Raw genomic sequence first — 14,731 nt, 5'->3', positions numbered from 1 at the left:
CTCCCACACTGGAACTTCAGCGGGCAAAAAAATTGTGTTCGGCCCAGATTCCTCTGTGGGAGCAAAGATTGCTCGCGATAGCGGTGGGTCAGCTTGCGGGATGTTGAATGTGCTTTCGCCATCGCGGGCAAGCCTTGCTCCTACAAGGTTTGTGGGGTGAGCTGATAGTCGGTCCACTTCATAACCGTTCGGGATAATCCTTATTCGAAACCATTCTGTGCCCGCATGGCATTTCTGTCCGTACATAGGCGTCTTATCTGAGGAACCGACCGTTCAGGATCAGCGTTTCTTGAACGCCGTCAGGCTTAGGGCTTTAACCAGAGAAAAAAAGGAATCGGCTATGAACGCATTTCTACGCGCGATGATTTTGCTGAAGGTTGTGCTGATGCTGTCCCTCGGTTCGTCAGCGGCCTGGGCCGAATGCGATGAGCATGAAAAACAAGCGGTGAACGGACAGGTGGCGCAGGGCGAATGGATGCTTGCCGCCAACGAAGAACAGCAACCCGGCGATCAGGATGATGACGATTCGACGATTGATGATGACCCGGATGCCGATGATGGTGGTGAGGGTGATAGCCAGACGTAGAGTTCAGACAAAGAAAACCCCTGCTGCCCGATCCTATATTTGACCGGGCAACAGGGGTTTTTCATGTTCGCAGATGCATTACGCGTGGCGAGGGAGCTTGCTCCCGCTGGGGGCGCGAAGCGGCCCTGTTTTTCAGGACTGCTGCGCAGTCCAGCGGGAGCAAGCTCCCTCGCCACAAGTGCTGTGTTGCCTTTTGGTTTACGCCGCGCCGTCGAGGAATTGCTCGGCGTAGTGACACGCCACCTGCCGGTTATCCAGCAACCGCAAGGCCGGTTCTTCGGTCTGGCAGCGCTCGGTGGCGTACGGGCAGCGCTTGTGGAAGGCGCAGCCGGACGGTGGGTCGAGCGGGTTGGGCAGTTCGCCGACGATCTTGATCTTCGGCTTGTTCGGGTCCGGGTGGATGGTCGGGGTGGCCGACAGCAGAGCCTGGGTGTACGGGTGCAGCGGACGGCTGTAGATGGACTCGTTAGGGCCCATTTCCACCGGACGGCCGAGATACATCACCATCACGTCGTCGGCCACGTGCTGCACCACCGCCAGGTTGTGGGAGATAAACACGTAAGCGGTGTTGAACTCCTGCTGCAGATCCATGAACAGGTTCAGCACCTGTGCCTGGATCGACACGTCCAGCGCCGATGTCGGTTCGTCCGCCACCAGCACCTTGGGTTGCAGCATCATGGCGCGGGCCAGGGCGATGCGCTGGCGCTGGCCGCCGGAGAACATGTGCGGGTAGCGCTGGTAATGCTCGGGGCGCAAGCCCACCTGCTTCATCATCGCCTGGACTTTCTCCCGCCGCTCGGTGGCCGACAGGTTGGTGTTGATGAGCAAGGGCTCGGCCAGTTGATCACCGACTTTCTGCCGTGGGTTGAGGGACGCATAGGGGCTCTGGAACACCATCTGCACGTCTTTGCGCAACTGCTTGCGTTCGGCCTTGTTCGCGCCGGCCACTTCCTGGCCGGCGATTTTCAGGGAGCCGGTGGACGGTTCCTCAATCAGCGTCAGGGCCCGGGCAAGGGTGGATTTGCCGCAACCGGATTCGCCCACCACGGCCAGGGTCTTGCCGGCTTCCAGTTCGAAGGACACGCCGTTGAGGGCGCGCACGGTCGCATGGCCCTTGAACATGCCACGGGACACTTCGTAATGACGGGTCAGGTCACGGGCGGTAAGTACGACGGCCATCACGCCACCTCCTGGTTCAACGGGTAGAAGCAGCGGGCTAGGCTGTTGGATTTCGGATCGAGGGCCGGGCGTTGTTGACGGCAGTTGTCCTGCACATACGGGCAGCGCGGCGACAGCAGGCAGCCTTGCGGACGGTCGTAGCGACCGGGGACGATACCTGGCAGCGTCGCCAGGCGCTCGGCGCCCATGCTGTGTTCCGGAATCGCCGCCAGCAGTGCTTCGCTGTACGGGTGGGCGGGGATGTCGAACAGCTCCGGCACCTTGCCCACTTCCACCGCTTGGCCGGCGTACATCACGCACACACGCTGGGCGGTTTCAGCCACCACGGCCAGGTCATGGGTGATCAGCACCAGACCCATGTTCTGCTCTTTCTGCAGGGCCAGCAGCAGGTCCATGATCTGCGCCTGAATGGTCACGTCGAGGGCGGTGGTCGGTTCGTCGGCGATCAACAGTTTCGGCTCGCCGGCAATCGCCATGGCAATCGCCACACGCTGGCTCATGCCGCCGGACAGTTGGTGCGGGTAGGCGTTCATGCGGCTGGCGGCGCCCGGGATTTCGACTTTCTCCAGCAGTTCGATGGCGCGCTGGCGGGCGGCCTTGCCGGACATCTTCAGGTGCAGGCGCAGCACTTCTTCGATCTGGAAACCCACGGTGTAGCTGGGGTTGAGCGCGGTCATCGGGTCCTGGAACACCATCGCCAGGTCCTTGCCGACGATCTGCCGACGCTGGCGGTTGCTCAGCTTGAGCATGTTCTTGCCATCGAAGTTCAGCGCGTCGGCGGTGACGATGCCCGGGTGCTCGATCAGCCCCATCAGCGCCATCATGGTCACGGATTTACCCGAGCCTGATTCACCGACGATGGCCAGTACTTCACCTTTTTCCACGGTCAGGTCCAGACCGTCGACCACCGGAACGGCGGTGGCGTCGCCGAAGCGAACGTTGAGATTCTTGATTTCTAGCAGTGACATGGGAATCTCCTCAGGCGGCATTCTTGAGTTTCGGGTCCAGCGCATCGCGCAAACCGTCGCCCATCAGGTTGATTGCCAGCACGCTGAGCAAAATGGTCAAGCCAGGCAGGCTCACCACCCACCAGGCGCGTTCGATGTAGTCTCGGGCCGAGGCCAGCATGGTGCCCCACTCCGGGGTTGGCGGCTGGACGCCCAGGCCGAGGAAGCCCAGGGCGGCGGCGTCGAGGATCGCCGAGGAAAAGCTCAAGGTTGCCTGCACGATCAGCGGCGCCATGCAGTTGGGCAGCACAGTGATGAACATCAGGCGCGGCAGGCCGGCACCGGCCAGGCGGGCGGCGGTCACGTAGTCACGGTTGAGTTCGCCCATCACCGCGGCGCGGGTCAGGCGCACGTAGGACGGCAGCGACACGATGGCGATGGCGATCACGGTGTTGATCAGGCCAGGGCCGAGGATGGCGACAATCGCCACGGCCAACAGCAGCGAGGGTAGGGCGAGCATGATGTCCATCAAACGCATGATGGTCGGGCCGAGCAGACGCGGGAAGAACCCGGCGAACAGTCCCAGCAGGATGCCCGGGATCAGCGACATCACCACCGACGACAAGCCGATCAGCAGCGACAGACGCGAACCCTGGATCAGCCGCGACAGCAAATCGCGCCCCAGTTCGTCGGTGCCCAGCAAAAATTGCATCTGACCGCCTTCGAGCCAGACCGGCGGTGTCAGCAAAAAGTCGCGGTATTGTTCGCTCGGGTCATGGGGGGCGACCCACGGGGCGAAGATCGCGCAGAACACGATCAGGGTCATGAACATCAGCCCGGCCACGGCGCCCTTGTTGCGGGAAAACGCCTGCCAGAATTCTTTGTAGGGGGACGGGTACAGCAGGCTTTGATCGACTGCTACCGAGGTAGTTGGAGTACTCATGGTTTTGATCTCAGCGCTGGTGACGAATACGTGGGTTGGCAAAGCCGTAGAGGATGTCCACGACGAAGTTGACCAGAATCACCAGGCAGGCGATTAGCAGGATGCCGTTCTGCACCACGGGATAGTCCCGGGCGCCGATGGCTTCGATCAGCCACTTGCCGATACCTGGCCAGGAGAAGATCGTTTCGGTCAGCACCGCACCGGCCAGCAATGTGCCGACTTGCAGGCCGACCACGGTCAGCACCGGGATCAGCGCGTTGCGCAGGCCATGCACGAATACCACTCGCGAAGGCGACAGGCCCTTGGCGCGCGCGGTGCGGATATAGTCTTCGCGCAGCACTTCGAGCATCGAGGAACGGGTCATGCGGGCGATCACCGCCAGCGGAATAGTACCCAGCACGATGGCCGGCAGGATCAGGTGGTGCAGGGCGTCGAGGAACGCGCCCGGCTCATCGGCCAGCAGCGTGTCGATCAGCATGAAGCCGGTTTTCGGCTCGATGTCGTAGAGCAGGTCGATCCGTCCCGACACCGGCGTCCAGCCCAGGGACACCGAGAAGAACATGATCAGGATCAGGCCCCACCAGAAGATCGGCATCGAATACCCCGCCAGGGAGATGCCCATCACCCCGTGGTCGAACAGGGATCCTCGCTTGAGTGCCGCGATCACCCCGGCCAAAAGGCCCAGGATACCGGCGAACAACAGGGCGGCCATGGACAGTTCCAGGGTCGCGGGAAACAGGGAACTGAACTCGGTCCAGACGCTTTCGCGGGTGCGCAGCGATTCGCCGAGATCGCCCTGGGCCAGTTTGCCGATGTAGTCCAGGTACTGGGCATACAGCGGTTTGTTCAGGCCAAGGCGTTCCATTGCCTGAGCGTGCATTTCGGGATCGACCCGACGTTCGCCCATCATCACTTCCACGGGGTCGCCGGGGATCATGCGAATCAACGCGAAAGTCAGCAAGGTGATGCCGAAGAACGTGGGGATCAATAATCCCAGTCGGCGGGCAATAAAACTAAACATCTTAAGGTGTACCTCATCAGCCGGTTAGGCGTGCCCGACAGCTCCTGGATAAGAGTTGCCGGGCGTTTTCTTATCTACTTCACCTGGGTGGTGGCGAAGTTATTGGTCGTAAGCGGGCTAATCACATAGCCCTCTACGTTCTTGCGCATTGCGGTAAACATTCGGGTGTGGGCCATGCTGATCCACGGCTGGTCCTGGTTGAAAAGCACCTGGGCCTGTTCATAGAGCTTGGTGCGCTCCTCGGGGTTCACTGTGGCGCGGGCCTGGTCGATCAACGCCTGGAATTGCTCGTTGCACCAGCGCGCGTAGTTTTCGCCGTTCTTGGCCGCTTCGCAACTGAGCATAGGCGTCAGGAAGTTATCCGGGTCGCCGTTATCGCCCGCCCATCCGGCGGAAACCATGTCGTGCTCGCCGTTCTTGGCGCGCTTGAGCATTTCGCCCCATTCCATCACGCGGATGTCGACCTTGATCCCGACTTTGGCCAGGTCGGCCTGCATCATCTGCGCGCCGAGCATCGGGTTGGGGTTGGTCGGGCCGCCGCCGTTACGGGTGAACAGGGTGAACACGGTGCCTTCAGGTACGCCGGCTTCCTTGAGCAGTTGACGGGCTTTGTCCAGGTCCCGGGGCGGGTTTTTCAGATCATGATTGAAGCCCAGCAGCGTCGGTGGGTACGGGTTGACCGCCACGGTGGCATTGCCCTTGCCGAACAGCGCGTTGACGTAGGCTTCCTTATCGAAGGCCAGGTCGATGGCTTTGCGCACCCGCACATCGCTCATGTATTTGTGACTGGTATTCAGGGCGGTGTAGGAAACGGTCATCGCGTCCAGTTCCGTCACCTTCAGGTTCGGGTCTTTCTTGATGCTGGGGATGTCATCGGGTTTTGGATACAGCGCGATCTGGCACTCGTTGGTCTTGAGCTTTTGCATGCGCACGTTGTTGTCGGTGGCGATGGCCAGGATCAGCGCATCGGCCGGTGGCTTGCCACGGAAGTAGTCCGGGTTGGCCTTGAAACGAACCTGGGCATCCTTGTTGTAGCGCTGAAAAATGAACGGGCCGGTGCCAATCGGCTTGCTGTTGAGGTCGCCGGTCTTGTTTGCCTTGAGCAACTGGTCGGCGTATTCGGCCGGGTAGATCGAGGAGAAGGCCATGGCGATGTCCGCCAGAAATGGCGCCTCGCGGCGGGTCAGGCTGAACCTGACGGTGTGCTCGTCGACTTTCTCGACGCTCTTGAGCAGCTCTTTGAAGCCCATGCTTTCAAAGTAGGGGAAGCCTACGCTCGACAGTTTGTGCCAGGGATGATTCGGGTCCAGCTGGCGCTGGAAACTCCAGACCACGTCGTCGGCATTCATGTCGCGGGTCGGCTTGAAATAATCGGTGGTGTGAAACTTGACGCCTTTGCGCAGATGAAACGTGTACGTCAGGCCGTCGTCACTGATGTCCCAGGATTCGGCCAGGGCCGGAATCACTTCGGTGGTGCCGGGCTTGAAGTCGGCCAGGCGATTGAAAATGGTTTCTGCCACGGCGTCGGCAGTGACTGCAGTCGTGTACTGGACCATGTCGAAGCCTTCCGGGCTGGCTTCTGTACAAACCACCAGGGGTTTGGCCGTGGCGCCTACGGCGACACTCAGCAACGCAGCGGCGATGGCTGCGCGTAGGGGATTCATGTTCATCGGCAATCCTCTGCAATCGGTTAAATGGCAAAAACCGAACGACCGACCTCGTGAGTCGGCCGTTCGGTGGATGGTTTAGAGAATGTTGAACGGGATGGTGGTGACCAGGCGGAATTCGTTGATGCTGCCATCAGACTGGTTTTCGCTGGCACGGTGAGCGGTGTAGGTCGCACGGATCGCGGTAGCTTTCAATGGGCCGCTTTGTACGGCATAGGACGCGCCGATGCCGTATTCGTAGTGATGTTCACCGTCTTGAATCTGAATGCCATCGTAGCCTTTGTCGATCACACCGTTGTTGCCTTTGTAATGGGTGCCGTCGATGCCCCAGCCGCGCGCTTGGTAGATGTTGAACTTCAGACCTGGAACGCCATATTCAGCCATGTTCAGGCCGTAGGCGATCTGGAAGGATTTTTCGTTCGGGCCATTGAAGTCCGACAACAGGGAGTTGGCCAGATAGATGCCGTTAGTTTCGTTCAGGTAATCGAAATACTCGTTACCGTTCACTTGCTGGTAGGAGAGTGTCAGGCTGTGGGCCTGGTGCGCGAGGCCAAACGATAAGGAGTAAGTGTCGTTGTCGATGTCGCCGATTAGCGCCTTGCCTTCCTCCTGGGTTTTGTAATAGTTCAGCCCGGTGGTCAGGCTCAGTACCGAACTGTCGCCCAGCACATGAGTGGCGCCGAAATAGTATTGATTCCAGAGATCTTCGGCCTTAGTGGCCCAGAGGCTCGTGGTCAGGCTAGCGAGTGGCGTGTAAGTGATGCCGGCGGTGTTAATGTGATCGGACTCTTGCCGACCGTTAGCATACTCGGCGCGGAATTTACGCAGGCTTTGTTCCGAACGAGGAGATACGCGGTCGAAAGTTGCTACGTCAAAAGTCAGGTTTTCCAGCTCCGCGACATTCAGGCTCACCCCTTGAAAGCTCGACGGCAGGGCACGGTTGCCGATGGTGTCGACTTGCGGGCTGCTATAGCTCTGGCGACCGGCCGTCAGGGTGGTGCTGGAGACCCGCGCCTTTACGTTGGCCAAGCCCAGTTTGCTCCACTGGCCTACCGCGTCACCGCCTTTTTCGGTCAGGGTGCGGTTGTTGCCCGAAGCAGTGCCCGTCTTTGGCGCGCCACCGTTGCCGGCGGCCAGGTTCTCGCGATCCCGCTCTAGTGCAATGGCGTTGTAGGCAGCGATTTCAGTGCTGAAACCAACAGTGCCTTCAGTGAAGCCCGAATTGTAATTGACGATAGTGCCCTGAACCCAGTTGATACGACGATCAGTTTCGGCCAGAGCGCCATTTTTGATGTAGCCAAACTTGGCACCGCGCTTGAGCTGCTCGTTCGCGTACCAGTTACGCGTAGACCCCGTCACCGACTGGCCTTCCAGAAAGCCGGTGGCTTCGCTCTGGGCGTTTTTTTCTTTCACGGTCACCGGAGTGAACGCCTGGCTCTGTGATTCTGCGTACGCCGTGGCCGTAACGCTGCTGATGGCCAAGGCCAGTAACGCGGTGTTGCTCAGTTTCATCGGTAACGCTCCTTTTCTTTCTTTTTAATGCCGGTCTTTTTTAGTGATACGGCTATCGGTTTTTACAACTCATCTTGGCTTCGCAAACGTTTGCATTACGCCTGAACGGTGAATTTCGGCAAGACGTCTGCGTGAGGGCCCCAAATGGGGCCCTGCTGTATGGCTAATCAGTTATGGGTTCAGGCTGACGCCCGAGAACACGTTGCGACCGAAGGGGCTGACCTTGAACCCTTCGACTTTGGCGCTCAGCGGCTGGTTGACCGTCGAGTGAGCGACAGGGGTGATCGGCACTTGCTGCTTGAGCAATTGCTGGGCCTGTTTGTAGAGCACGGTGCGCTGGTCGCGATCGGTGACGACCTTGGCCTGCTTGATCAGCTTGTCGTAGTCCTGATCGCACCACATGGAGTAGTTGTTGCCGCCAATGGCATCGCAGCTGTACAGCGTGCCCAGCCAGTTGTCCGGGTCCCCGTTGTCACCGGTCCAGCCGATCAGGCTGACATCGTGCTCGCCGTTCTTGGTGCGCTTGATGTATTCGCCCCATTCATAGCTGACGATCTTCACCTTCAGGCCGATTTTCGCCCAGTCGGCCTGAAGCATTTCGGCCATCAGCTTGGCGTTGGGGTTGTACGGGCGTTGTACCGGCATGGCCCAGAGGGTGATTTCGGTGCCTTCCTTGACCCCGGCAGCCTTGAGCAACTCCTTGGCTTTTTCCGGGTTGTAGGCGGTGTCCTTGATCGTATCGTCGTAAGACCACTGGGTCGGCGGCATGGCGTTGACCGCCAGTTGCCCTGCGCCCTGGTACACGGCGTTGAGGATGCTCTGCTTGTTCACCGCCATGTCCAGCGCCCGGCGCACTTCGACCTGGTCGAACGGTTTGTGACGGGTGTTATAGGCGATGTAGCCGAGGTTGAAACCGGGTTTCTCGATCAGTTGCAGTTTCGGGTCGTTCTTCAAGGCCGGCACATCGGCTGGACGTGGATGCAGGGTGACCTGGCATTCGTTGGCCTTGAGTTTTTGCACCCGTACCGAGGCATCGGTGTTGATGGAGAAGATCAGGTTGTTCAGTTTGACCCGCTCCGGCGCCCAGTACTGTTTGTTGGCGACATAGCGGATGTTGGAGTCTTTCTGGTAGCTCTTGAACTCGAACGGCCCGGTGCCGATCGGCTTCTGGTTGATGTCGCTGGGCTTGCCGGTCTTGAGCAACTGATCGGCGTATTCGGCCGACAGGATCGCGGCGAAACTCATGGCGATGTTCTGGATGAACGCGGCGTCCACGCTGTTGAGCGTCATGACCACGGTCAGCGGCCCGGTGGCCTCGACCTTGGCGATGTTCTTGTTCAGGCTCATGCCGTTGAAGTATGGAAACTCGGTCGGGTAGGCCTTACGGAAGGGGTGCTGCGGGTCAAGCATGCGGTTGAAGGTGAACAGCACGTCGTCGGCGTTGAAATCCCGGGTCGGCGTGAAGTAATCGGTGGTATGAAACTTCACCCCTTCGCGCAGGTGAAAGGTGTATTTCAGGCCGTCTTCGGAAATGTCCCAGCTAGTCGCCAGGCCAGGTACGACGTTGGTCGCGCCCTTTTCAAACTCGGCCAGGCGGTTGTACAGCGGTTCGGCGGCATCGTTGTCAGTGGCGGTGGTGTATTGCGCGGTGTCGAAACCGGCGGGGCTGCCTTCGGAGCAGAACACCAGACTGCCGCCGGCGGCCTGGGCCATGGAAGTGGCGGCCAGCAGGCCGGTGCCCAGCAATGCGGATAAAACCAAGGTATGGCGCATGACGCTCCCTCTCTCTATGGGGTGTTTAACAGAGACCGGCGCCCTTGCAGGACCTGTCCGGGCACTGAGTTCAATCCATTGCGAACAGCGATGCCGCAGCGCCAGCAGATCGACCTGGCTCCCGACGGTATGGGCCGCGGGCCAGGCAGTAAATGCGTAACGCCTGAAAGACTTGTGGGAAAAGGCGATACGTCCTAAACCAGCTGCTGTGGTACGCAGTGCTTTTGGATGTAGGCGTTTTCCTGAGTCTTGGTCTCGGCAGATAAAGCAACGGCGCCGTCAGAAACGCCGCCGTTGCCTACCTTTATTTGCTGACGCTGACGCCGTAGAAGGAGTTCAAGCCAAACGGGCTGATCTTGAAGTCCTGCACATTGGCGCGCATGGGTTGATACACCGTCGAGTGAGCGATAGGTGTCATCGGCACAGCGTCCTTGAGGACGTGTTGCGCCTGTTTGTACAGTTCGGTGCGCTTGGCCTGGTCGGTCGTGCGCTTGGCCTGCTTGACGAGGTCGTCGAACTTCTTGTCGCACCATTTGGAGAAGTTGTTGCCGGCCAGCGAGTCGCAGCCGAACAGCACGTTGAGCCAGTTGTCCGGGTCACCGTTGTCACCGCTCCAGCCAATGATCATGGCCTGGTTCTCGCCGCCCTTGGAGCGCTTGATGTACTCGCCCCACTCATAGCTGACGATGTTGACGTTCAGGCCGATCTTCTTCCAGTCGGACTGCAGCATTTCAGCCATCAGCTTGGCGTTCGGGTTGTACGGACGCTGTACCGGCATCGCCCACAGGGTGATGTTGGTGCCTTCCTTGACGCCGGCTTCCTTGAGCAGCGTCTTGGCTTTCTCAGGGTCGTACTTGGCGTCCTTGATGGTGGTGTCGTAGGACCATTGGGTCGGCGGCATGGCGTTGACCGCCAGTTGACCAGCGCCCTGGTAGACCGAATCGATGATCTGTGGCTTGTTGACCGCCATGTCCAGCGCCTGGCGAACTTTCAGGTCGGCCAGAATGTTCGGCTCGTTGCTGCCCTTGATCTTGTCCATCACGTTGTAAGCGATGTAGCCCAGGTTGAAACCCGCCTGGTCAGGCATCTTCAGTGCCTTGTCTTCCTTCAGCGCCTTGAGGTCGGCTGGGCGTGGGAAGAGGGTGACCTGGCACTCGTTCTTCTTCAGCTTCTGGATGCGTACCGATGGGTCGGTGGTGATGGCGAAGATCAGGTTGTCGATCTTCACGTCTTCAGGCTTCCAGTAATCCTTGTTCCCGGTGTAGCGGATGTTGGAGTCTTTCTGGTAGCTCTTGAACACGAACGGGCCGGTGCCGACCGGCTTCTGGTTGATGTCGGGGGCCTTGCCTTCCTTGAGCAGTTGGGCCGCGTACTCAGCGGACTGGATCGAGGCGAAGCTCATGGCCATGTTCTGAATGAACGCGGCGTCAACATCCTTGAGGGTGAACTTGACGGTGTGGTCGTCGACTTTATCGATCTTGGTGATGTTGGTGTCCATCCCCATGTCGGTGAAGTACGGGAATTCGGTCGGGTAGGCCTTACGGAACGGGTCATCCTTGCTGATCATGCGATTGAAGGTGAACAGCACGTCGTCGGCGTTGAATTCACGAGTCGGCTTGAAATACGGGGTGGTGTGGAACTTGACGCCTTCACGCAAGTGGAAGGTGTAGGTGAGGCCGTCTTCGGAAATGTCCCATTTGGTCGCCAAGCCAGGAATCACAGCGGTGCCGCCGCGTTCGAACTGGGTCAGGCGGTTGAACATGGTTTCTGCAGAGGCGTCGAAGTCGGTTCCGGTGGTGTACTGACCAGGGTCAAAACCGGCCGGACTCCCTTCGGAGCAGAACACCAGGTTAGTCGCCGCATGGGCGAAAGGTGCGCTGGCTAACAAGCCTGCGCCGACTAAAAACGGAATGACCGCGTGTTTAAGCATGTTGGCCTCATGATTTGTTGTCATTTTTGGATTTGAGGGCGACCTCGTGAGTCGTCCTGCGGATACTTATGCAGGCCCCATACCCAATGCAAGATCCAGAGCGGTTACAGGCCTGAAACAGTGGCACGAACGTACCTTAATGTCGCATCTGTGTAACTTCTGACGCATTTGATCGTTTGCGGGGCCGTTTTTGATACAAGTTGCGCCCGATTCCTGTGCGCCTCGAAGGTATTTGTGCACCGCATTGGGGCAGGTATCACCCCATGAAACCCGCGAGATAGAGGGGTGCAACCCAAGGGGCCTTGTGTGTTTAACCACGCGGCCTTTGTGTGTATTGCGCGCTACTGCATGTGACTGATCCTCTGTGGGAGCAAAGCTTGCTCGCGATGGCAGCCTGACAATTACCCCTCCATCTCCAGACCGGTGGTCCGTACAGCCCCTTGTTTGCGCATTCATTCATTGACGCCAGAATAATGGCTATCTAATATCGCGCCACTATTTTGATGTCACTTTCTGGCCCGGGGGTAAGCACCAGCCTTCACCCACCCCTGGAGCAAAGTCGTGTCTGGTTTTGCCGCCGCTCGACATTCGCATGGAAGTGCTTCTTTAAATTCCTGCTGCAACGAGACTCGATCATGGACGACCGCCAACACGCCTTTCTGGCCTGCCAGCCTTCTGCTGCCTTGCAAACCCGCGAGCACTTCTGGGGCATGCCCAAACGCGGCCTTGCGTTCCTGTTGGCCAACGTCATGTTCTGGCAACCGCTGTGGGCCCAGGCTGACGGCATCGTGGTCAGCGCGCCGGGCACAGGCCTGGACCGGGCCGGCAACGGCGTGCCCATCGTCAACATCGCCAAGCCCAACGGCAACGGCCTGTCCCACAACCAGTTCAAGGATTACAACGTCGGCAGCAACGGCGTGATCCTCAACAACGCCACCTCGCGCACCCAGTCCACCCAGTTGGGCGGGATCATCCTCGGCAACCCGAACCTCAATGGCACGGCGGCCAAGACCATCCTCAACGAAGTCAACGGCGGCAACCCGAGCCAGTTACGTGGCTACACCGAAGTGGCGGGGCAGTCGGCCCACGTCATCGTCGCCAACCCGTACGGCATCACCTGTAATGGCTGCGGTTTTATCAACAGCCCGAAAGTGACCTTGAGCACCGGTAAACCGGTGGTGGAAAACGGTCGGCTGGATCGTTATCAGGTGGATAAAGGCAGCGTCGCCATCGAAGGCGCAGGCCTCAACGCCAACAACGTCGACCACTTCGAAATCATCACCCGCAGCGCCAAGATCAACGCCGAGATCCAGGCGAAAAACCTGACGATTATTGCCGGACGCAATGACGTCAACGCCGACACCTTGAGCGCCACCGCCCGCGCCGATGACGGCAGTGCTAAACCGGAACTGGCCATCGACTCCTCGGCGCTGGGCGGGATGTACGCCGGGGCGATCAAGTTGGTGGGCACCGAGGCCGGCGTCGGCGTGAAGCTGGACGGCAAATTGATTGCCAGTGGTGGTGATATTCAGCTCGATGCCAATGGGCACCTGAGCCTGGTCGATACTTCGGCCAGCGGCGCCGTCAAGGTCAAGGCCGCCAGCCTCGACGCCCGTGGTCCGGTCTACGCCGGCACCACGTTGAACGCGCAAACCCAAGGCAACCTGACCAACCAGAAAACCCTCGCGGCGCGCAACTCCATCACCCTGAATGCCGGTGGGCAGTTGAGCAACAACGGCATTATTGAGGCCGGGGTCAATGCTGATAACTCGCGCAATGCGGCGGGGGATGTGAGCCTCACGGCGCAAAACCTCAGCAACAACGGCAAGAGTGTGATCGCCAGTCGCAATCTGACGGCCAATGTTGCGCAGACGTTGAACAACCAGGGCGGGACCTTGAGCGCCGGGCAAGCCGGCACGGTAAAAGTCGGGAGGTTGGATAATCAGAGCAAGGGGCGGGTGTTGAGTAGTGGTGCGTTGAGCGTGACGGCCGACAAGCTTCTCAACACTCAAGGCGTGGTTAGCAGCAACGGCAACTTGACGGCCAATATTGGGCAGTTGAATAACCACGACGGTGAGCTTGGCAGCTTGAGCAGCGTCACGTTGCGTGTTGCCTCGCTGGATAACGTTGCGGGTCTGGTGGCGGCGGGGCAGTCCCTGGACATCAATGCCAGCGGCCAGATAAACAACCACAGCGGGCGTCTCACTGCGAGCAAAAACGCGCAATTGAGCGCCGGGTCGCTGGACAACCGCCAGGGATCGCTTTCTGCCCAACAAGGGCTGAACCTGAACTTGGCTGGGCAACTGCTCAACGCTTCGGGCAGCGTGATCAGCGGCGATACGCTGCAGCTAAAGGCCGGCCAGGTGAATAACGCCGCTGGCCGCATCGCCAGTGCGAAAACGCTGGATGCCAGCGTTACGGGCCTGGATCAGCAGGACGGCGAACTGTTCAGCAACACCAGTCTGAGCCTGGACATGAACCAGGGCCAGTTGAACAACCAGGGCGGCCTGATCAACGCCTCGGGTGCGTTGCTGCTGAACAACCTCAAGGACGTCAACAACCAGAGCGGTGAAATCTCCAGCCAGCAAGCGTTCACCCTGGCGGCGCAGAACTTCGATAACAGCGGCGGCAAATTGCTGAGCAATCAAGGCCTGGTGCTCAGAATCGCCCAGCTCCTCAACAACGCCCGGGGCGTCATCTCGGCGGCGTCCGTGGACAGTCGCAGCAACAGCCTGGACAACAGCGATGGCCTGATCAGCAGCCGCGATCAACTTGACCTGACGGTCGACACCCTGCTCGACAACCAGCGCGGCTCATTGATCGCCGACGGAGCTCTGCTGTTGGTCGCGGATCGCCTGGACAACCGCGCCGGGAGCATCGCCGGCAAGACCGGGCTTGAGGCCACCGTCACCTCGCTGGATAACCGCGAAGGCACGTTGATCAGCACCGATGCCTTGACGCTCAAGGCAACCAGTCTCGACAACCGTCAGGCCGGTTTGATCGGCGCGACAAAAGCGCTGGATCTCGATGTCGACGACCTCGACAACCGTGGCGGTGAGCTGTCGAGCAACGCAGACGTCACCCTGATCAGCCAGAACCTCGACAACAGCGATGGCGGCCAGGTATTCGCCGGTCAGGCGCTGAAGCTGACCGTGGATAAACTGCTCAACCGC

At 59.6% G+C, this 14,731-nt stretch carries 10 protein-coding genes; 2 read left to right on the top strand and 8 right to left on the bottom strand.

What is annotated here, in order from left to right:
* Nucleotides 1-340: 340 nt before the first annotated feature.
* A complete protein-coding gene (locus GSM73_RS18300) occupies nucleotides 341-586 on the top strand; it encodes a hypothetical protein (RefSeq protein ID WP_160893492.1) in 246 nt (81 codons plus the stop codon).
* Nucleotides 587-784: 198 nt separating this feature from the next.
* Here the strand turns inward: GSM73_RS18300 and GSM73_RS18295 are convergent, their stop codons facing one another.
* The 8 genes from GSM73_RS18295 to GSM73_RS18260 all read right to left on the bottom strand — a co-directional run bounded on the left by GSM73_RS18295 (nucleotide 785) and on the right by GSM73_RS18260 (nucleotide 11,558).
* Nucleotides 785-1,765 carry a peptide ABC transporter ATP-binding protein gene (locus GSM73_RS18295; protein WP_047229032.1) on the bottom strand — a complete coding sequence of 327 codons (981 nt, stop codon included), beginning with the start codon at nucleotides 1,763-1,765 and terminating at the stop codon, nucleotides 785-787.
* On the bottom strand, nucleotides 1,765-2,733 hold the full coding sequence (locus tag GSM73_RS18290) for an ABC transporter ATP-binding protein (protein WP_047229031.1): 969 nt from the start codon (nucleotides 2,731-2,733) through the stop codon (nucleotides 1,765-1,767). Before GSM73_RS18290 ends, GSM73_RS18295 begins: the two co-directional genes overlap by 1 nt.
* A 10-nt stretch (nucleotides 2,734-2,743) precedes the next feature.
* Nucleotides 2,744-3,655 carry an ABC transporter permease subunit gene (locus GSM73_RS18285; RefSeq protein WP_047229030.1) on the bottom strand — a complete coding sequence of 304 codons (912 nt, stop codon included), beginning with the start codon at nucleotides 3,653-3,655 and terminating at the stop codon, nucleotides 2,744-2,746.
* Between the two features lie 10 nt (nucleotides 3,656-3,665).
* A complete protein-coding gene (locus GSM73_RS18280) occupies nucleotides 3,666-4,676 on the bottom strand; it encodes an ABC transporter permease subunit (RefSeq protein WP_107321871.1) in 1,011 nt (336 codons plus the stop codon).
* Nucleotides 4,677-4,750: 74 nt separating this feature from the next.
* A complete protein-coding gene (locus tag GSM73_RS18275; protein WP_076383542.1) occupies nucleotides 4,751-6,346 on the bottom strand; it encodes an ABC transporter substrate-binding protein in 1,596 nt (531 codons plus the stop codon).
* A 75-nt stretch (nucleotides 6,347-6,421) separates the two neighbouring features.
* Nucleotides 6,422-7,855, bottom strand: coding sequence for an OprD family porin (locus GSM73_RS18270; RefSeq protein WP_047229027.1), 1,434 nt, complete (start codon nucleotides 7,853-7,855; stop codon nucleotides 6,422-6,424).
* Between the two features lie 171 nt (nucleotides 7,856-8,026).
* Nucleotides 8,027-9,628, bottom strand: coding sequence for an ABC transporter substrate-binding protein (locus tag GSM73_RS18265; RefSeq protein WP_047229026.1), 1,602 nt, complete (start codon nucleotides 9,626-9,628; stop codon nucleotides 8,027-8,029).
* A 304-nt stretch (nucleotides 9,629-9,932) separates the two neighbouring features.
* On the bottom strand, nucleotides 9,933-11,558 hold the full coding sequence (locus GSM73_RS18260; RefSeq protein WP_076383545.1) for an ABC transporter substrate-binding protein: 1,626 nt from the start codon (nucleotides 11,556-11,558) through the stop codon (nucleotides 9,933-9,935).
* A 635-nt stretch (nucleotides 11,559-12,193) separates the two neighbouring features.
* Here GSM73_RS18260 and GSM73_RS27525 point away from each other — a divergent pair.
* On the top strand, nucleotides 12,194-14,731 hold a 2,538-nt coding region (locus tag GSM73_RS27525; protein ID WP_256676950.1), incomplete at its 3' end, for a filamentous hemagglutinin N-terminal domain-containing protein.

This window comes from Pseudomonas sp. PICF6, assembly GCF_009831705.1.
GTDB classification, from domain to species: Bacteria; Pseudomonadota; Gammaproteobacteria; order Pseudomonadales; family Pseudomonadaceae; genus Aquipseudomonas; species Aquipseudomonas rhizophila.
The sequence above is the reverse complement of the archived record's forward strand: the minus strand, read 5'-3'. Positions and strand labels throughout refer to the sequence as shown.